Here is a 19,397-nt window from a genome sequence, read left to right as displayed (position 1 = left end):
CTCCAATCGGTCGTTTATTACGATTTGCAGGCTATGAGAGTGTTCGAAAGGTGATGCTTCGAAACATCGAAGCTCAATGGATTTTGGTGCTGCAAATGACTTTGAGTCATGTCGAACTGAGCGTCATTGTTGAGGTGTAGAAACGAGAAATCCGCCTTCGGGCTGATGATCATTCATGTCTCGATTTCTGCCTATCTGTACTCCTTCTGTTCCGATAAACGACAAATGGCCAAAGAAAGTTATCGGCAGGCCTGCCCATTTGTTGAACGTGCCCCTTCCTGGCTAAGGGCATAGGTGCGCATTCCATTACGCGATAGTGGGCGACAACTGGGAGCGTGGGTACCAAATCGTGACCTCAGGCCGGTAGCGAATATCGGCCCAATTTTGAATCAGCTCCTCAGGATATTCATGGCAATTAACCCTGACAAAATTCAGAGGCATTGCTTCGTGGTAGCTGGCAATTATCACAGTCGCGCGCTGGCCGCCAAAGGAAATCGGCTCGACTGGTTTCATTCCCTCAGATTGGTGATGAATTTGTCTGTGAAGCTTTTCACAAACGATGTGGCAATGTAGTATCACGGTCGAAGCCCAAAAATGGGCTCATAAGCTTGGCGTGTATGCGATAGCAACTGCCAAGCACTTAGTAGAGGGGGAGACCTGGTCTCTCTGCCGAAGTTGTAAGGCATAGATGTGGCCAGGAGGATCTCCTGCCCTGCTTTCGGATACGGTGTGCGCTCGCCTGCACATTGGCTCCGACGCCTGCTGGCGCGCCCAGCCTTCTTCTGCACTGTCCCAGATCTCGGACGCCCCCTCTCAATCCACGGTAGGGGGAGTGCATCAATGAGCAATGTTTCGTATCTGGACGTGAAACCGGAAATGGCTGCCAAAGCATTGGCTGCCGACAACGACGCAAAACGTGAGTTTTTCGAGAAGGTTGTAGAGTTCAGTAAGACCTTTTCAGTAAAAGAGACGTCCCGCCTTTTGAAGATCAGTGTTGGCTGGCTTCGTGACTACGCAGCAGATAAGGGGATTACTTTTCCAGATCCGTTGACCAGGTCAAAAGAAGAACAGCGTGCAGTGAACCGGCAGTTCGAGAAACTCCGTCCATTGAAGGAACTGCGCAAAGTAGAACCTGTTGCTCGTGCCCTACCCGGTCAGCTCCAGCTGACGCCAGAACTTGAAGTCCTTTCCCGTCGCGCGCTTCGCCGTGCCACCGCTGCTTTTCATAAACGAGTAACTGAACTCGCCGAGGTTTTTAGCCTCCACGAAGCGGCCGAAATTCTGAATGTCGGCGTTCGATACCTCAAAAACTTCGGGTACGAGTGGGATATCCAGTTCTGTGGCGAGCAACGACCATACACCGTAAGTGTTGCGGATGCTGTGATCGATTCGGTTAACGAGGTTGTGGCCGAAACAACAGTAGTCGCTGATGTACCGGCTGTGGCCGCAGTTGCCGACGTTTCGGAAATCGCAGCCGTGGTTTCTGGCGATGAAGAACAGGCGGTGGTTTCCCCTATCTCCCTTCCGATCGCGCCAATTGTTTCGCCAATCCGGACCAAGAACCCATTTGTGAATGCCGAGATTCGCTTCGTCGATCTCGGGGTTGCGGCGCCTGTGACCAGACCGACCGTGGCAGCTATTTCGCAATCTCGGAACAGAAATCCATTTGTTCATGCAGAGATTCGCTTTGTAGATCTCGGGGTTGCGGCCCCCGTATCTACTACACCCGCACCTATTGTTTCGCCGGCGCTGATAAAGGACCGAATTGTCCATGCCAAGATCCGAAACGTCGGTCTCGAGTTTGTAGCGTCTAACACCCCACCGCCCGTACCAATTGATTCGCCGGTTTGGACCAAGGACCCAATTACCCATTCCGAGATACGCAACATCGATCTCGCGCATTTAGCGTCTTTCACCCCGCCGCCCGTGCCAATTGATTCGCCGGTCCGGACCCAGGACCCATTTGCCTATGCCGAGATTCGCAACGACGATCTTGCGGTGTTAGCTCGCATTTCGCGGTATCCGATGTACCAGCCTCCTACTGGCACATCCTATTCACTTTATTAGGTGGCGCCGTCCCTTGGAAATGAGGTGCGAGCCGTTATGGTCTCGCGCCTCCTATCAGTCCAGTAACGGAGGAAGCGATGGACACAGGTTTAGGTACGCTGGAGCGAACCGCCGAAGATTCAATGGATGATGCATCTAATGCCGAGCTCAGCCAGGACCCTTCATTAGTGGTTTCAGGAATCCATTCAGTTGAAGAAAGAACACCACCTCAATTTGTAGTACCAAATGCCTTTTGGCAGCCGATGACCATGGAGGCTGCTTGGAGCGCCTGGTACGGTTCCCAGAAAGAAGTGAGCGCTATTTCCGATAGGCTCATGAAGATCCGTAACCCGAAATTGACGTCTTCACATGCGGCCATGAAGCGTGCGCGTCAGCCTGCCGTCGTTCTGGTTAACTATCTAGGCATAGCCGAACATAGCTTGGCATTGCGGGAGTCCAGTCCAGATGAATTCAGCAAAGTAGACCCCTCGAACCGACTCGATGCCAACTTAATTCAGCTGCTTGGCCAAGAGGAGCGGGACTGCATTAAGTCGCTCTGCTCTACTGCCCCGGCTACAGATGTAACTGACGCTGTTGTCGCAGTTTGGCCTTTCATGCGATGCCTCTTCGATGTAGGTGCGTTCAATCGCGACCTCGCGTTCGCCCTGCTCTTCTTATCCAAGATCGAGAAACTTGGCGGCGATGGCTTTCCGAAGCTCAGCCAGCCAGATCGTTACCGCAGGGACATGGCCGCGGCAGTGTTGCTGAATGACATTCCAGCGGGCATTTTTGCACTGGTTTTTGACAGCTCCCCTTATCTCGCTGGTCTCCTGAAAGTGTTTCCTGAGGTGCGTAGTCGAAACACCCGCCTTCCGGACAGAATCGACACTCACCAACAACTGCATCTGCAACTCTCACATTCCCAACTCGCAGATCTGGCGGAGGATGTGCGTACGGCATATCTCGGCCGCGCCAGTAAGTCGGCCGCCGGGGTGCCGCGCTTGCTCGCCCAGATTGAGGGGCAAGCTCTCGCGCTGAAGCCTGGTCGAAATGCATTGAGCATTATCTACTCGCAGTTCGTTGACGGCTTTGCTCGACAGGAGTGGCTAACGCTTGTTGGCGCGCTCAACAGTCACGCCAAATCAATGGAGGTTTCTCTCGATCAGAAACTGTTTGCCGCTGATCTGGTGGGCCGCGAAATTGTCATGCCGAGGCACATCAACCTTGACTCTGTTGATTTGATCCGTCGTTTGATCAACGCCACACAAGGCAAGCTTGATGCCGATGACTTTATCGCGCGCGCCGACAAACAACTTTCAAAGGTTCGAGACTTACATGGCCAGATCGCAACTCTTGGCCAGAACCTTACTGTCCAGGCGATGGGAAAAATTCAGGATTTGGCAGGAGCAGCCCGGGACGAAATCCTCGCTAATCGTGGGTGGTTCCAATCGGAAGTCGATCGCTACCTCCCTTTGATCCGAGCCTGGCAACGCTTTTATGAAGAGTGGGAGCGGCAGTCGCGCAAAGGTGCCTCCTCTGCCCCGTCAAAATCGCCAGCTCCTCTAGCATTGGTTGAGCGCCTGCCTGCACCGGCAGCGGCTCAAGTCAGGCAGTTGACACCAGAACTGGCTGAACTTCAGGAAGAGCTGGATTCAGTACTCACCCAAAACAGTCAGCTTGAACGGGAACTAGGCGAGACTCGGACGGAGCTTTTCAACCTCCGAGCATTTCGTGACGCGTTGCCGGCGACTGACGCTTCAGTAGAAATGCCTCAGGCGGACATGAATCTGCTGCGCCGTGTCGCTTTCCGCGAAGCACTGACCCCTGTCGATGTGCTCGCGTTCATTCAGTTTGTCGCCGGCGACCGTGTAGTTGTTCTGGAGTCGGCCTGGAAGTCGGCGCGTGAAGCGTCGGCCTTCCAATATGCCGGACGAATGCTGGACTTGCTGAAAACGATGGTTTTCCCTTACTTCGAGTCGCTGAAATGTGGAAACCCCGATTCGGTGGCTAGGGAAATTTTGGCAGGTGCATATTCAGCGAAAGAGTCCCAGACCGTGGGGACCTCGACAAAGCTGCGCTCACTGCGTGAGTTCGTCTACGAAGGACAGGTTCATTTTTTTGAACGTCACCTGAGAATCGGGAACGGTGGTGGCATGGAAGGCATGCGCCTGCATTTTGATATCTTCAACTGTGAAAAAATTGTGATCGCATACGCCGGGCCTCACTTGGAATGCCCATCGACCACCTAAATTTGTTCTGAGTCGCTATAAGCCGCTGTCTGCGTGCTACGCAGGGGCGGCTTTTTATTTGGACTGGCAGGAGGCTTGAGGCCGGCGCAACGTAAGCTTCTTACTATTGCCTTTCGCCTCGGCATTGGCAGCTGCCTTCTGCCTTGCCTTTTCTTTCCGTGCTTTCTTGCGGGTAGCATGATTCCCCCGTCCTTTGTACTCCAAAAACAAAGGCAGGACTTCGTTCGCGCGAATCATTGAAATGTAGGATTTCTCAATGAATCGAATGTCTTTGTTTGAACGCACCGGCCCGAGCAGAAGTGCCTTCCTATCGTGCTCAATGACGACGCCAATGAGAGGAAGTCCGGACTCCAGGAAGACGGTCAAGGCGACTCGATTCCTGACGCAATAATCCAGAAACCGGTCCTGCTCATTTGTGGAGCGATCGTCTTGGCGAATGGACGCTCGATCCGCAATTTGTGGTGTCGTCATGCGACGTTCCTGGGCGTTGCTGGGTTCATGGATCTCTACTGAATTTTTTCTGAGCGCTATTGCACACATTCAACTGAGGTAAAAGTGATATCAATATACCATCCCACGTTTATTTTGCCTTAGCCCGTCGTCAGGTCACGTACAGACAAAAAATCATGTTCTCTGAACTGTTTTTCAAAGTCAAAAAACCGCTGAAGTGCCAGTTTTACGGGCTTCTAGACCATTTTGTATAAGGCCAAAAAACGGCATTAACAGTATGTCTGGCCACGAAAAGGCGAACCGAGCCGAGTCAAATAGGCGCCTCATTCCCCAATGACGATCGGCTGAAGTGCCGTCGAAACGGACAGTATCCATGTCCAATACACCGTTAATTCGACCCATTGATTGCATCTATTTTCGGTGCGTTCGGGGTTTGATTGGGCAAAAAGGTTGTCAATATACGGTCATTATTGCTGAGTTTGGAACATATGATGCGTGCGCTCGTGGAAGCGGCACCTGGTCGATACATGTGATCCAATTGTTGGCATACTGCGTGGATCAGTTCTCAGCTAGTGTTGGCCGGGCGAAAGAAGACTGCCTGGCAAGATTTACATTCACGCGATCCTCGCCTTGTCGTAGACCCGCCGTCCGAAGTTGCGCGCGAACGAGATCCTCATGGCCTCATTCGGCCGGCAATATCCTCTCGTGACGGGCAGTAATGGGTAGGTTAACGATAGGTTGACGACGACAAATCTAGTTGCAGCGCACTGTCCAAAGCTCCTCCAGCCGAGTCGTATACGATTGACTCATCAGCTCGCGGCGCATTCCCCAATCAGGGGATGCAGGAACACTTGCAGCACGCAGTGTCCCTCTTCCCCATCGATCGTTTATTTTGTCCATGACCGACATCAGCTGATCGCATTCCACCGATTGCGTGTGGGCGAATAGATCGTCGGTAAACTCACCAGGTTGCCTCAGATCCATCAACAGGACCTCGGCTTTGCTGTAACGGAAACCTGGGCGGAAGATTTTGCCCACGGCGTCGGCAGCGAGCCGCGTCATGAGCCGCGTGTCACACGTCGGGAATGGCAGTTCTACCAGCACTCCTTGGGCGTATTGGGCCTCGTCCGGATTGAACATGCCAGTTCGGATGCTCACCCGCATGCGCTTGCATACCGAACCTTGGGCACGGAGTTTTTCGGCCGCACGCCCAACGTAAGTAGCTACCGCCTGCTTTAATGGGGCGATCTCAGTTAGGCGTTTGCCGAACGCTCTGCTGCAGCAAATCTCCTGCTTTGGCGGCTCGACCTCTTCTAGGTCCAGGCAAGGTGTGCCGGCCAGTTCCCGGGAGGTTTTTTCCACCAACACGCTGAATTTCTGCTGCAGTGTTCGAGGGTCAGCCTTCGCCAGGTCCATCGCCGTACGAATGCCCATGGACTCGAGATGGCCCGTCATGCGTCTGCCAACTCCCCAAACTTCTTTTACCGCGGTGTTGCGCAAAACCCAATCTCTCTTAAAGGGGTCGCGGATGTCCACCACCCCTCCTGTCTGTGCTTGCAAGCGCTTGGCGGTGTGGTTAGCCAGCTTGGCGAGGGTTTTGGTGGGAGCAATGCCTATACCGACCGGGATGCTTGTGCAGCGCAAAACTCTGGCTCGCAGCTCGCGGCTGAATGCCTCAAGGTCACCGGGCATACCGGTGAAGTCGAGCCAGGCCTCGTCGATGGAGTAACGCTCACAGCGTGCAACCGCAGACTCCAAAATGGTCATGACGCGCTCGGACAGGTTTCCATAGAGCGCGTAGTTGCTGGAAAACGGCACAATTCCGTGCCGCCTCAACTTGTCTCGAATTTGGAAAAATGGCTCGCCCATTTTTACAAACGGCTTCGCATCGTATGACCTGGCTATGACGCACCCGTCATTGTTGCTCAGCACCACAATCGGGGTCTTGGCCAGGTCCGGTCGAAAGACGCGCTCACAACTCGCGTAGAACGAATTACAATCCGCCAGCGCGAACACCTGGTCACTGCGCATGATCGCGTACGCTGAAGCGAACCACCCCCCAGATCATCAATTCGTCCCCCTCGAGAATGTACCTCGCAGGATAGGCACGGTTCTCGGACTTGAGGATCACCACTCCGTTTCGACTGTGCAGCCGCTTGCAGACTGGCTCGTTGTTCACTGCGGCAATGACGATATCGCCATGCTCGGCTTCGCGCCCCCGATCTACGATTACCAGATCGCCTGAGAAGATGCCGGCACCCTGCATACTGTCGCCTTCCACTTTGACCAAGTAGACATGCGGCGCGCGCAGATCGAACAGTTCATCCAGAGAAATGTTCTTTTCCAGGTGATCATTTGCTGGTGATGGGAAGCCGGCCGGCACACGGAAGGAGTAGTAAGGTACCTTTGTGACACCACCGGTCGGCGTACCTAGGAAGGTGACGGTCATAGTTTAAAGCCCAAGGAAAACTGTATATGTATACAGTTAATCCTTGATTCATTGCCCGGTCAATCCCGGTCCCCACGAATTTCGTCGGGCGGATTCAAGAAATTGCCAGGCCTTGGATCACATCCTCGACCCACAACCAACACCTCACCTGGCGGGATACCCACCACTCCTACGGCGTCAAGGCATACTGGGGGATGTCGCACAGCTCCTGGCGGGGCGCTCGTTTCGGGGGGCTGTTCAAGTTGTTGCCGATGATGCCTCGTATCAGCGATTTTCTTCATCGCTGATCATCGGCAATGAAGTGCTAGGCGTATTCGCGATTGTTGCCGGCAGTTGCGCATGATCAGAGAGGCGGTGCCGAAAATGGTCGCTGGCGTAAAACGTAAAGGGATCTCGACTGGTACCGAATGCGTGGCCACGTCCATCACCAAGAAGTTGTCGCAGATTTATCGGAGTTGGCCAGCGTGCCTTCGTTTACCCCCGCTGGGCACGTCGCAGTCGGCTGGCCCGGGACTTAAATTCAATCACGAGGATTTGAGTTCGGCCTGAACGATATGGATTGGGCGCAGGGTCACCAGCGCGGCGACTTGGTCAATTTCAGCTTCCAGCGTATTAACCGTGGATAGAAGCATGCATCCATCACCATGCTTTCGCCACAGAAAGGATTTGAGGCTTTCAGGCCATCCGTCCACCCGGTACAAGGCGCGATTGGATAGGTCCCCGAGTCGGGCCTCGGTTTGATTTTTGTAGATGTCGCGCTCGATGGACGTGTGGACCTTGCGCCAGAGTGCGGCCAGGGCAGACTCGTATTGGGCCGGGATATCTTCAGTCATTGGTTTGCCTTCTGCGCGGCCGGAGGTTCCCCCCGGCCGGACGGTGAACATTGTTAGGCGGATTTATTCTGCTGCAGTGCGCGCCGCTTGAGTTGGTCACTGAGTTGCGTCGGTACGCTGCGGATCAGGAGTGTGCCGTTGGCTTCGTCGAATTCGATTTTTGAGCCGAGCAAATGGGCTTCAAATGTGATCGCCAGGCCTTCGGTGCGGCCGGTGAAACGTTGGAATTGCTTCAGTGTGCGCTTGTCTGGCGGGATCTCAGGGGATAGCCCGTAATCCTTGTTGCGAATATGGTCGTAGAAGGCCTTCGGACGCTCTTCGTCGATCAGCCCCGAGAGTTCTTCCAGGCTGATGGTTCCACCGACCTTAGTTTGGGAGTTGGCGTAATCAACAAGAGTGTTCAAGCGTTCCCGGGCAGCATCCTCTTGAAGATCTTCGGACTCAACGAAGTCGCCAAATGCCTTTAGCAGCGTTCTGGTTTCACCTGGGCCGTCTACCCCTTCCAGCGCGCCTAGGAAGTCTCTGAACAACTCGTGCGGGCGCTTACCCTTGATGTAGGACACATACTGCTTGGACTTCGGATTGTTTTGCCATTCCGATACGTTGATGCGTGCGGCGAGTTGGAGCTGGGAGAAGTCGATGAAGGCAGCGGGTACGACATCAATCTTGTCGTCGACGGATACCCCATTGCTGTGGTTGAGCACCGCGACGAGTATGTAGTCCGTCATTCCTTGTTGGGAATGGATCACCACGAACTGCCCCCCTGTGCTGAGATTCGATTCCTCGATTATGCGGGTGTAGTGCTCGACGGCATTGCGGCTGAACTCCACGAAACTTGCTGTCCCGGCCAGGTATTCGCGAAGCCATCCACTGAACGGATACGCACCTGACTCAGCATGAAAAAGCCCCCATCCTTTTCCAGCTTTGGCGTTGTAGGCGTTGTTCAGTTCGAACAGAAGGTCATCAAGTACCGCGGATTCGCCGAGTTCTGAATCCCGGAGGATTAGCGCCGCTGGGTTCCCGTCTGGTTTCTTATCGATTGTATGGATGATTGCGGCGCGTACAGGCATCTGGTGCTTCCTTCTCAGCGGTGTCGGAGATGACGTCGACAACACAGGATAACGAGGTGATCGGTTCCGGCAATTCGCCAGACAGCCAATCCTAAGTGGTGAGGTTTGTGCCACGTTTCTCGCGGTGGCAAGCGATCACGGTCTGGCTGGGATATTCGCAGCCCAGGGTTTTCGTTTTAACAGGCTGACCGATGTGCGCAATCCAAAAGGATGGATAGAAATTCCCACTTAGGTTTTGAATTGCTGCCTTTCAGTGCACCGTTATGCTTCGCGAAATGAGTGTTGAGACTTGTGGGAGCAAGACATGGAGAACACGACAATATCACTCGGTAATTTTCCAGATTTTCCACCTTACGAAGGACTCTGGGCGGCTTTCTATTACGAGCCGATACCGACTTCAGGTGAGCGGTTGACGATCGCGGTTGTTGCCTGGGACGCCGATGGCCATTCATTGGCCGGGACAATCCCGAGCGGGCTACTGCCGGACGCGATGCAATGCACTATCGAGTTATTCGTAGCTGCGATCATTCGGCAGTTTGAGCAAGGCGGGATCGACGCTGTGGCGATGCCAGGCATTTATGTCGGGTCGGTAAGACGCGGGATGGGTAATGATCGAGCTGATGTGCTGCAGCAAGGAATCTCCCTCACCAGTTACATCGCAAATGCGAAATTGCATGGACTTGACCAGTCGTTTGCATCAGATTTAACCAGCACACGGGGTGTGCCCTGACCGACAGAAATCAGCCAGAAGCGGCTGTTCAAATGCGCCCTTTCTGAGGGATGACCTAGGCGAGTGATTTCGTTGCACAGTGAGCTTCAGGTGAAAGGATCGGGTTGAACCAAGAGGGTCGGTGCATTTTGTAAAGAGTGATCAGGCTTGGCCGAGCTACGCATTCGATTGTGGATAGTGGTTGCAACATCCTTCGGTAGCTGAATTGGGGTCGTGCTTTTCTCACTATCGCAGAAGAGGCAGAACTGATTCCCGGGTGGACTAAGCAACCAACAGGCCGAGCATTCTACGGCCTGGCCCCCCCAGTCTCGGGCTGCTCGGAGCGTTTGGTTGGCGATCAGTTCCGCTCGCCGTTTGAGATCGGGAGGCTCATACGTCACTAAGATCCCTGCATTACGCTGTGCCTCAGCAGTCTCCAATTGGGTCTGCCTATGCGCTGCCAATGCGGCGGCGTGCTCGGTCACCTTAACCTCTTGCTCAACTCGCCTTGCTTTCTCGATCTCACGCAGGGGAGCCTGTTCCAGCTCCCATTGGGTGTTGCAGTGATTAACTTCGTCCAAGAGTTCATCTTCAGCACGCTTGATTCGCATTTCTCCTCGAAGCGAACGAATCCATGACCTGGTGGTAGGGTCGAACAGAACGGCTCGTTCAAAGGTTGCTGGATCGTTGATCTGGCCCAAGCTGAGCTCGCTGAGGTCAATCTCAATTGATGAGGCTTCGATGTTAGAGAGCCGCTCGTACCGTTTGTATTCTGCTCGGGAGAAGACTTTGATTCGCACATGCAACTGACGATTGTCGGTAGTAAGAACTGCGTGGGCCAGGACGTCGCCAAGGTCCACAAATCGTTCGACCGAATCAGCTGTAACTGAGGCTTCCGGGAAAATTACTTCGCGAGACAGGGTGAGCCCAGAGGCAGTCGTGGCGCTGATCCGATGATGGAAAGCCGGAAGAGTAAGGCATCGCTGCGCTGCAATAAGAGCTACAGCCGCCCGTCTCACACCAGCTTTGTAGCCGCTGATACAGTTTTCAGAATGGACGTGGCGAAAATGTGGGATGACTTTCTGGCCACGATTCGCAGCATTTAACGGCTCGCCACAACCCGGGCAGAAACAGCCACAAGCACGACCATTCTCGACCTCAGAAGCCCGGAAAAACATACCCTCACGCTCACCGAATGGAATCTTTGTATGCTGCATATAACCAGCTCTCGGTAGCACCAACAAAGAGTCTAGCCTCTCAAAAACGAAGCCAATTCTCCAACCGTCGCCATGGATTCAAGTCGCGTTAAACGGAGCGTTTGCTCCGGGCGCGGGCATCGAGGTAACCGCGGTAGGCCGTCAGGATTTTTTTTGTCTCCCTGTCCGGAGCGTGAGCTTCGAGGGCGTCAATTTCCTCGCGACTCAACTCAGTGATCCTCTGCCCTTCGAACTGTCCGGCTAGGATGGTGCCATCTACTACGCCGCTCTGTGTGTTGATTTGCAGGCGAAGGAATTCGGACTCGAGCAGTGCAGCGTCTGGGATCTCACCATGCTTTTGGAGCAGCGTCACTGCTCGCTCAAACTTGCGTCTCTCCCGCTTGGCGATAGTGGCGTCGACTGCTCTTTCACCAGCCGACTCAAATTCGTGGCCGATGATGATTAGCAAGCCTGCACCGATCAAGGTCGGAACTGGCGCAACGAAGGGGAGCACCACTACGCCAAGCATCAATACGGTACCGGTGGCGCTGGCCACGCCATCGACCGCGCCGGCAACGCTGCTGACTACTATGTCACGGGCGTCCAGCATTGAATCCCTGGCTCCAGTGTAAGTCGAGTCCACGGACGACGTGATCGAGCGTGCCAACCCGACTACTGAATCCTTCACACCGTCAATCGCACCCTGCGCTTCGGCGTACGTAGATTCAGCTTTCGACGACAGCGCACTCGTGACTCCCGCGGCGGTGCCTTTGATTTGGTCCAGATATTTCTTCAAGTGATATCCCTAGAACAATCAGAAAGTAAACATCGCACCGGCTACTAAAGCGGTAGCTGCACCGTATAGCATGGCTTTCTTTAGCTCCCTGCTAGCGGGAAAATCGACGGCTAGTTTCGCGTACGCAGCTTGCATTTCAGAATCGTCCACCTGGCGGGTATCCATAGATCTGAAAATCACATACCGACACAGGTTAATGAGGGTCAGCAATGCCAAAACAGCAGTGGCGATCGTGAACAATAAGCAAAGATTTGAGTCGGCAAAAATCATTGGGAGATCACTAAGGTGCTTAAGTGTGGGAAACAGTGTTCAGTTTCAAAGGTTGAAACTGGCGACGTTAAGTTTTCTGCTGAATAGTCTTCGCTTGAACTGAAAGCTTGCGGGCAGTACGTAGGCGACGCGACCTCTGTACTAAGGCCTCAGCTGCGGCAATGTGATTTTTCCGCGCGCGATACGAGATCGCCTGATGGTTGTAATAGCGAGCCCACTGTATCGCGTGAATTATCTTCGCGTGAAGCATTTTCAGAGCGTCGATAGGATCAAGCCAAATAAGCCGTCGGTAAAGTGCCAACCCGCCAACGATGACAATCGCTGATGCCACACCTGCAACTAAAATCACTGTACTCATTGGTCATTCCTCAATTGGCGGTAGCGGCATTGGCTGAGCGCTGACCGCGCAGAAAATCATCCTCCGATCGTCCACAGGACCCAGACTGGCAACCATACTCGTGGCATGCAGTGCTGTCGCAGACGGCTCGGTAGCCTGCCCCACCGCAAAGCTCGCAAGTGCTGCCTGAGTGGGCTGGGCAGCGGTAAACTTCGTCTGGATGGCCGTGGGGCTGTCGTTTAAGGTGCCCGGTGCCGGCATCAGGCACAATGCGTTTGCAATATTGCTTGTAGGCTTCTGAAATCGTGTTTTGCATCGTCCTGTTCCTGCTCGATATCGACTTCAATTGTTGACCCTGTCCTACGGCTATGGCCCAGGGAATTTCGAGACCTGGGTTCAACCGGGTTTACTGTTTTGCCCAACGGTCAGGGGTACCGCAGGAAAGAACCCTTAGCCGAATTCAAAACAGCCGGCAGGACAGGTCTGCCATGTCAGGCCGTGGCCGCAAATCCCCTGTTCCCAATTTTTGGCATCGGCCTCAAGTTCTTCTGCCGCTGAAACGTAGCCGTACACCTCGCGGGCATAAAGAAAGGCTGCAGTCGTAGCGGTGTCCAGGTGCTCATCGTCGCCGAATTCAGCTCTCATCCCTTGGCAAAATTGGGTTTGGACAACGGATTCATACGTGCTGCCATGGGCGCAGGCATCGGCAAAAATATCAGCCAACTTCGTCACAATCGCCGGGTCAACATCAGACATCTGAACTACTCCCAGCCATACATGTAGGCAGGCTCCGTCAGTGCTCGGATGTCTTGTCGCAATGACGTTTCAAGGGGTTCGACTTTCCCTTCGTCCACGTTGAAGATCTCAAGGCTATCCAAGGTCTTTCGGCCTACCCTTGTCACATCCGACAAGGTGTAGTCGGAGTGTGGAAAACCGCTCTGCTCACAGAACACGGCGATCGCACCCGATACCGAGAACGCCGCAACAATGTCGGAGTCACCGACTTGATAGGCCTTGAGGCTAGGCCCTTTCCCCGCGAAGAATCGGCCGCGTGGAAGCCGGCTTCCGTCTTCCAGCCGGTACCGCCATTCCTCGAAAGCTACTGATGCAACAGGCAAGGTTTCATTACCCTTCATTACAAAGTCCTTCTGGTGATGTACCGCTGCTACGCAGCCGGGTGTGTGAATCGTTGACGGATCATGGATACTCCAAGGCCTGTTGGCCCTGCTGCTCCAAAGAGCGGGCTTCGGTGCTGTGGGAATACTCCCCGTTCAAAGCGAGCGTCATGCCAGGCCGGGCATCCTCCATCTGGATCATCGCCCTCTTCACTTCCTCGCCCAACTGGGAGAGTGTGACGGGTTCGATGATGTCGCCGTGGGTGCCGAGCGACAGCAACCCAAATTTTCGCAACTCCAACAACACCAGGCGTTCGCTCGGATCGGTGGGTACTGACCGACCCGCGACAAACAATTCCAGTGCACGCGCCGCGGCACCTTCGAAATTTAGGGACCAATCCCGGCCCTTGTTTTTGTAATGAAAGAGGAAACCCTGGTCTGCCTTCTCGATGGCTAGCGGAGCTAGTGGGGTTTCAGTTCGAGCAGCGCCACAGGTCACGCGGTCATGTGCCTCAATGCCGTTATTCATAGGTCGCCTTAGAAGCTGTCAGTCGTCACGAAGTCCGCCACATCACTCACTACGGAGGCTGCCGAGTCCAGGATTGAGGAACCAATGCTCGGACTGTCGTAGCCGAATCCACCAGACGATTGCGAACGCGGGATCTCCTCCCGATAGCTTTGCACCTCATCGGCGACACCGGCTCGGGAGTAGTGACCGGCCATATAGCCCAGCACGAGCGAATCGAAATCGAGATCGTCGCGGTAGCGGTAGTTGGAGTTCGTGTAGTCGCTGCTGCGCAAAGTGCGCTCGAGGTCCTTGGCCCGCTCATAGTTGTTGGCGGCAAGTTGGCGGGAGGCTTCAAGCGCCGGGATCGTCGCGTGATGGGCGACCAGTTGCTCTTGCAGGCCGGAGATCCGTCGAGCGATTTCGTCATCGACATTGCTGGTGGTCGTTTTCACCAGGCGCTGCAACTCTTCTCGCGACTTCATCTTGAGCGAGCCAAGCATCATCTGCTCAGCGATTTGGAAGTGTTGGTCGGTTTTGAGAGCGAAGCCACCTAGGAGTTTGTGAATGCTGTTCGCACGAGTCTTGTACCCCTGTATCCGATCTTGAACATCGGTCAGCTCGGTCTGTTGTTGATCAACACCGGCAGCGTTTTGCGCACGCTTCACGGTGTCTGTCAGCAGTTCATCGCTAGCGTCCATTGCGTCTTTCAGTTCGCTCAGCCGCACTTTGGTTGCGTCTTTCATCGCGACCAGTGTCTGGTAACTGGTGAAGTTGCCTTGGAAGTTAATCCTCGCGGCTAGCCAATTGTCGAGGTACCGAACCAGGAAACGTCCTTTGTATTCATCGGCGCCGTACTTCGAGTTGATCAGGTACATGAAGAGTGGCGCTTGCTCGAACGCTTTAAGCTTTTGGCTGCATTCCGTTTCAATCTCATCGTGCACGGTTTTGAACGCGTTGAAGCCTTCCCGATCGGTGTCGCGTGCTTTCAGCAGCTGAATGTAGCCTGCGTCAACGGAGAGAGCCTGGAACACGCCAGTGCGCGTATCGGTGAGCAGCTTGAGTAACGAACCCGCCCTGTCCATATGGTCGGTGATAGCCTTTTCAACGAGGCCCAACTCATGACGTAGGCCGGCCTCTTCACTTTTGCGGACACTCAACTGCCGTGTGACATCGATAGGCAATGTTGTCGAGCTACCAAGCTGGATAGAGCTGATCTCTCGCAACCCGGAGAGGATCTCTGTCTCAAGGCTGAGTGTGTGCTCATGCGCCCTTGAAAGTTGCTGTTCAGCAGCACGCAGCTCTTGTTCGTACTTTCGACTATTGCCCTGTATGGACGTAGTCATTGAGGACGGATTCATTGTTCCCTCCAGTTGACAATGGTGTCTGGGTTAGCGGACAGCGTGCGAGAGGTCCAATCGATGGTTAGCGACTTGGCGGGCTTATCGCCGATGTGCACGTCTTCAATGTGACCGTCGGCTTTGTCTTCCTTCAGGCGGTTGTACGCATCATTGGAGACTTGAACACCGAAAATGCTGGCCATGACTCGTTCGCCCGACTCGCTGTCTGTAACCGGCGCGCGGATCACGTTTCCACCCGCGTCTTTCGCCTGAACGAGGAAGAACCAGGTTTTGCCACCAGCTTTATAGCGGCGCTCAACAGCCGACTTCGGCTTTGTGACGATCTCAATGGACAGCGGCTGTTCGGCAAAGGGAATCATCCCGGTCACAAACTCAATGAGATCCTTCGCGCCGTCGAAATCCATCTCACGAATCAATGAATTTGCCTTCTCCAACGTTGCAGTGACCTTCGTCATGTCAGTCGAATTCAGGCCGATGCGTTTGTAAGAGTCGAGTGCACGAGCGCCCTTTGTAGAAAGCATGTCCAGGTTAGGAATATGACCGATAGCTGTGCGCAATTTCTGGCTCGCTTCGGCCGCGCGCCGGCCACCATCGGCCCTGGAGTTCTCCAGTGCATCCTTGGCTTGATCAGCCATGCCCTGAAGAACTGGGTACCGTGTTGCCGCCTGTTGAAACGATGCAGAGCTGGTCAACTGCTCGATTGAATCGCTGGCGCTGTAGATATCCGTCAAAGCCGGCAAGGCCTCACGGTTTCTCCACAGCAAATCCTTCGACGCATAGAAATCCTGCTGATAGCTCTCAAGCTTCGTCCGGGTATCGAGGTAATTGGCGGAATCAATTTCTTGAGGCAGCGTGAAGCGGATCAACTCCCGAGCCTTTTGGAGATTGGCCTTGATCGTTACAACCATGGCGTCAGCGTCTGGAACAGCGCCCGTTTCATGTGTCGCGGTCAGGCCGTTCACAGCATCAGACTGTCGGGAAATCTCAGTGAGCAATTCGGAAACACCGAGCGCTGCCTTATCCGCCTCGCGCTCGACGGCATGGATTTGGTAACTGTGAAATCCCGTCCGGATGCCTACACCGACACCTACGACCAAAGCTGCGCTAATGGAAAAGGCCAGCAGGCGCTTCGAATGAACCTTACGGTGAAGATGCGCGCGAGCAAGTGCCCTGGCCCAGAACCCAAGTGGCGGTTCAAGGTAGGTGAATCGATGGGAGAAAAACTCACGTACACCCTTCTCAATCAGGGCATCATCTGCCTCGATGTTTTGTTGCTGGTAGTACTCACGAATACGGCGTGCTGCCTCTTCGCGGCGTGCCGGCAGGTTCAGGTGATCGTTCAATTGCAGTTGGCGGTGGCGAAGGCCATCAACCACCGCCATCGCCCCCATTTGTTCAGAGAGAGTGAGTTCCCGCATTGTTAGGAGGCCTTAGCTACGAGCGCAGCGAACGCACGCTCGTTCTCTGTGGTTGCTGATTCGATTTCATTTGCGCACTTTGTCGCCTTGGTGCGGGCGGATTCGATCAGACCGGCCATGTCAGATTGCAGCTGGACGATTGCCTCAGCCAGTTGTTTGACAGGCGCCGCATCGAGTGAAGCGCCGTAGGCCAGGCCGATGGCGTCTCGGACATCCCCGCCGGTAGAACGGGCCAGGGCTTCAATGGACTTCTCGATCCCTTCTTTTTGCGCTCGCAATACGTTAGCCGCGCTATTCAATCCGCTCTTGGCGGTGAAGGCTGCGGACAGCGCCGTGAGGACACCTTCCTGCCCACTGAAGAACGAAATCATGCGCTGGTGCAGACGATCCTTAACGAGTGAAACCTGCTCCAGCTGCGCGAACACTACCTTCGAGGTGTTGTAGCCAGTCTTCTGATCCTCGGCGATATCTTTGGCAATCTGGTAGGACTTGTCCTCCATTTGGAACGCGCGAAGTGCTTCATCGCGTGCCAGTTCAAGTGCGGACAACTTGATACTGTCTCCACCCAGGTTAGCTTCAACGGCTTCGTTGCAGGCCTGCAGTTCCGACCGGCGTGCTTCCAAAGTCTCGGTCGCCAGTTTCAGTACTTCCTGTGCGAGGATCTCTGATTGCTTCATGGCCATCTGGTAGCTGTGGTAGGCCTCGCGGATGATCTCCTCGCGTTCGATCTCTTTGCCGATGATCTTCACCGAGGAAAGGTAGTTCTGCTGAATAGACGCGAATCGCTCCGGAATGCTGCCACGTCGAATTTTGATGAACATCATCTGAGCGCGCTCGAACAGGTCGAGTTTACCGTCGGCCATCCACTCAGCCATTTTGGTCGAATCGGTACGGATGCTGTCGAAGTCGTCGGTGATGCTTTGGTACAGCGCAGATGAATCCAACCCTTTCAACTGCTCACGCACCGTCTGATGGAAAGACGAGGATTGCTGGAGTGTGGCCGCGATCGCGATCACCTTGTCCTTATCGTAGTGCTGGACCCTTTCTAAAAGGCTCAATATCGGTGCGCTTTCAACCGTACCAGTAACGTTGATGCCAATGGCGGCCAGGCCAGCTTTGGCGCGTTCGAGGTAGTTGATCGTCGATGGAGTCATGTGCTGCGAAGTCCTGTTTTTATGCGCTATTGGTGGGGTGCATAGCCAATATAACGGGTGTGATTTACTTCACAACTCAAACGGTAAGCTAGAAATTCTCGGTGTTTCTGCTTCCGGGAAACGTTGGTTTTATTGGTTTTTTTCAGATTGGTCGGGTCGGTGCGATGGATGAATTTTCGGCACCCGATTTGGGTAGCGACGACTTCATGGGATCGATATCGTGGCGTTCAAATTCGTACCACCACTGCACCAAAACTTAGGATTGGAAATGAAAAAAACTTTGATTGCGCTGGCGCTGATGAGCGTCGCCGGCATCGCTACCGCGAAAACCATCGAGGTTCAGGCAGATGTGTATTCTGGTAAAGAGTTCGTGAAGACGTACAAGGCCGTCGTCGCGGAGGGTGCATCTGCTGAGTTCAAGGACAAAGAGGTTGCGAGTCACTTTTGGACCAAAGCTGCACCTTCGGCTGAGTCCACATCTTCATCTGCGAATCATCAAAATGATGAGGGAAATCCAGAGCCTGGGTTAACCCTGAAAATGACGCCACGCGTACTAGAAGATGGACAAATCCTGATGGACGCCGCTTGCTCATTAACCACTGCAGAGACCGCAAAGGTCATGCACGGCGATATTGAGATGGTGGAACCCGTTAGCCATGTCAAGTCTTTTGAAACGCAGCTCATTGCAAGTGACAAAACCGGAACGCCTCCTGCCCAGATTGGTTTCGCTCGAGGAGAGTTGGTAATCACCTTTTCCGCTAGGGAGGTTCTGTGAACTGGCGTTCAGGACCGCAACTGAACCACCAGTAAAAATTTGGACCCTCACAACGTACTAATCGTTTTTCGTAGAAGCACACCCGAGGAATTAGATGTCCATTACAGTTGATTCCATGAAAGCCCTGGTGCGACGTATTCCATTTATCCGCTCAAAAAAATTTGTCCAAACGTTAATTGGCATGATGACGGCGCTGTGGCTGGTCGATAAATTCCGACCCCACACGGGCAGCCTCAAGGATCTGTGGTTGTCAGCGATGATGGATGCCGTGTTTTGGTACGGCGCCATGTTCCTGTGCCTCTCGTACCTAGTTTGGGATGACGGCAAAAAGGAAAAAGAGAGCGGCGGAGATACAGATAGCAACCACAATGGCAATGCGGAATAGCTATCAGTCAGACCGAGTTCAGCTTGTAGTGGTTGGAGGTATTTGCATGCCTTGCTGGTAATGGAGGCACGCCCCAACAAGATCGTCCATATTGACCACCGCCCCAGGGTAATTAGAGTCAATAACTCGTTGAGCAATTGCGATGATGGCGAGCTTATCAAGCCTTTGATGAATTATCGCCTCTCGTACTTTCTGTCTTGCCGCTTTATACGCCTCCCTTCCGTACTCGTAATCAGTCATCTCTTACCCCACGGTTAACCCCAGAAGAGTTGAGTAGAA

20 protein-coding genes are annotated in these 19,397 nt (G+C 54.0%); 5 read left to right on the top strand and 15 right to left on the bottom strand.

Annotated elements, in window-relative coordinates:
* The first annotated feature begins 840 nt into the window (after positions 1 to 840).
* Both ACQKP2_RS18350 and ACQKP2_RS18345 read left to right on the top strand, forming a co-directional pair.
* The gene (locus ACQKP2_RS18350) at positions 841 to 2,067 is read left to right on the top strand and encodes a hypothetical protein (protein ID WP_427578426.1); all 1,227 of its coding nucleotides are present in this window, start codon (positions 841 to 843) and stop codon (positions 2,065 to 2,067) included.
* Positions 2,068 to 2,144: 77 nt separating this feature from the next.
* Positions 2,145 to 4,295 carry a hypothetical protein gene (locus tag ACQKP2_RS18345; protein ID WP_427578424.1) on the top strand — a complete coding sequence of 717 codons (2,151 nt, stop codon included), beginning with the start codon at positions 2,145 to 2,147 and terminating at the stop codon, positions 4,293 to 4,295.
* 54 nt (positions 4,296 to 4,349) lie between these two features.
* Here the strand turns inward: ACQKP2_RS18345 and ACQKP2_RS18340 are convergent, their stop codons facing one another.
* The 5 genes from ACQKP2_RS18340 to yejK form a co-directional block, all read right to left on the bottom strand.
* Positions 4,350 to 4,766 carry a hypothetical protein gene (locus ACQKP2_RS18340; protein WP_427578423.1) on the bottom strand — a complete coding sequence of 139 codons (417 nt, stop codon included), beginning with the start codon at positions 4,764 to 4,766 and terminating at the stop codon, positions 4,350 to 4,352.
* Between the two features lie 732 nt (positions 4,767 to 5,498).
* Entirely contained in the window at positions 5,499 to 6,776 is a 1,278-nt protein-coding gene (locus tag ACQKP2_RS18335; RefSeq protein ID WP_427578422.1) for a Y-family DNA polymerase, read from the bottom strand.
* Positions 6,766 to 7,194 (bottom strand): LexA family protein, encoded by a 429-nt coding sequence (locus ACQKP2_RS18330; protein ID WP_427578421.1) that lies wholly within the window; start codon positions 7,192 to 7,194, stop codon positions 6,766 to 6,768. The genes ACQKP2_RS18335 and ACQKP2_RS18330 overlap by 11 nt, the downstream gene beginning before the upstream one ends.
* Before the next feature lie 524 nt (positions 7,195 to 7,718).
* Positions 7,719 to 8,027: a hypothetical protein gene (locus tag ACQKP2_RS18325; protein WP_427578420.1), complete on the bottom strand. Its 309-nt coding sequence runs from the start codon at positions 8,025 to 8,027 to the stop codon at positions 7,719 to 7,721.
* 53 nt (positions 8,028 to 8,080) lie between these two features.
* On the bottom strand, positions 8,081 to 9,097 hold the full coding sequence (gene yejK / locus ACQKP2_RS18320; RefSeq protein WP_427578418.1) for a nucleoid-associated protein YejK: 1,017 nt from the start codon (positions 9,095 to 9,097) through the stop codon (positions 8,081 to 8,083).
* A gap of 304 nt (positions 9,098 to 9,401) precedes the next feature.
* On the opposite strand from yejK, the gene ACQKP2_RS18315 reads away from it, so the two are divergent.
* Positions 9,402 to 9,827 (top strand): hypothetical protein, encoded by a 426-nt coding sequence (locus tag ACQKP2_RS18315; RefSeq protein WP_427578416.1) that lies wholly within the window; start codon positions 9,402 to 9,404, stop codon positions 9,825 to 9,827.
* Positions 9,828 to 9,913: 86 nt separating this feature from the next.
* Here ACQKP2_RS18315 and ACQKP2_RS18310 read toward each other — a convergent pair whose 3' ends face one another.
* The 10 genes from ACQKP2_RS18310 to ACQKP2_RS18265 all read right to left on the bottom strand — a co-directional run bounded on the left by ACQKP2_RS18310 (position 9,914) and on the right by ACQKP2_RS18265 (position 17,958).
* On the bottom strand, positions 9,914 to 11,023 hold the full coding sequence (locus ACQKP2_RS18310) for a hypothetical protein (RefSeq protein ID WP_427578414.1): 1,110 nt from the start codon (positions 11,021 to 11,023) through the stop codon (positions 9,914 to 9,916).
* A gap of 88 nt (positions 11,024 to 11,111) precedes the next feature.
* Complete coding sequence (locus ACQKP2_RS18305; protein WP_427578412.1) at positions 11,112 to 11,798, bottom strand: hypothetical protein; 687 nt, start codon at positions 11,796 to 11,798, stop codon at positions 11,112 to 11,114.
* Positions 11,799 to 11,816: 18 nt separating this feature from the next.
* The gene (locus tag ACQKP2_RS18300) at positions 11,817 to 12,068 is read right to left on the bottom strand and encodes a hypothetical protein (RefSeq protein WP_427578410.1); all 252 of its coding nucleotides are present in this window, start codon (positions 12,066 to 12,068) and stop codon (positions 11,817 to 11,819) included.
* A gap of 67 nt (positions 12,069 to 12,135) precedes the next feature.
* Complete coding sequence (locus ACQKP2_RS18295) at positions 12,136 to 12,426, bottom strand: hypothetical protein (protein WP_427578409.1); 291 nt, start codon at positions 12,424 to 12,426, stop codon at positions 12,136 to 12,138.
* 429 nt (positions 12,427 to 12,855) lie between these two features.
* Entirely contained in the window at positions 12,856 to 13,161 is a 306-nt protein-coding gene (locus ACQKP2_RS18290) for a hypothetical protein (protein WP_427578408.1), read from the bottom strand.
* Between the two features lie 5 nt (positions 13,162 to 13,166).
* Positions 13,167 to 13,541 (bottom strand): hypothetical protein, encoded by a 375-nt coding sequence (locus ACQKP2_RS18285; RefSeq protein ID WP_427578407.1) that lies wholly within the window; start codon positions 13,539 to 13,541, stop codon positions 13,167 to 13,169.
* 61 nt (positions 13,542 to 13,602) lie between these two features.
* Positions 13,603 to 14,049, bottom strand: a complete 447-nt coding sequence (locus ACQKP2_RS18280) for a hypothetical protein (protein ID WP_427578406.1) — start codon at positions 14,047 to 14,049, stop codon at positions 13,603 to 13,605.
* Positions 14,050 to 14,057: 8 nt separating this feature from the next.
* Positions 14,058 to 15,386: a hypothetical protein gene (locus tag ACQKP2_RS18275; RefSeq protein ID WP_427578404.1), complete on the bottom strand. Its 1,329-nt coding sequence runs from the start codon at positions 15,384 to 15,386 to the stop codon at positions 14,058 to 14,060.
* The gene (locus ACQKP2_RS18270) at positions 15,383 to 16,804 is read right to left on the bottom strand and encodes a DUF6384 family protein (RefSeq protein WP_427578403.1); all 1,422 of its coding nucleotides are present in this window, start codon (positions 16,802 to 16,804) and stop codon (positions 15,383 to 15,385) included. The genes ACQKP2_RS18275 and ACQKP2_RS18270 overlap by 4 nt, the downstream gene beginning before the upstream one ends.
* Before the next feature lie 2 nt (positions 16,805 to 16,806).
* A complete protein-coding gene (locus tag ACQKP2_RS18265) occupies positions 16,807 to 17,958 on the bottom strand; it encodes a merozoite surface protein 3b (RefSeq protein WP_427578402.1) in 1,152 nt (383 codons plus the stop codon).
* Positions 17,959 to 18,226: 268 nt separating this feature from the next.
* Here ACQKP2_RS18265 and ACQKP2_RS18260 point away from each other — a divergent pair, with 268 nt between their 5' ends.
* Both ACQKP2_RS18260 and ACQKP2_RS18255 read left to right on the top strand, forming a co-directional pair.
* Entirely contained in the window at positions 18,227 to 18,733 is a 507-nt protein-coding gene (locus tag ACQKP2_RS18260; protein WP_427578400.1) for a hypothetical protein, read from the top strand.
* Positions 18,734 to 18,827: 94 nt separating this feature from the next.
* The gene (locus ACQKP2_RS18255) at positions 18,828 to 19,118 is read left to right on the top strand and encodes a hypothetical protein (RefSeq protein WP_427578399.1); all 291 of its coding nucleotides are present in this window, start codon (positions 18,828 to 18,830) and stop codon (positions 19,116 to 19,118) included.
* Positions 19,119 to 19,397: the final 279 nt, after the last annotated feature.

The organism is Pseudomonas sp. NPDC089569 (assembly GCF_050280625.1).
GTDB lineage: Bacteria > Pseudomonadota > Gammaproteobacteria > Pseudomonadales > Pseudomonadaceae > Aquipseudomonas.
Note: the sequence above shows the minus strand (reverse complement) of the source record. Positions and strands in the feature narration are given on the sequence as shown.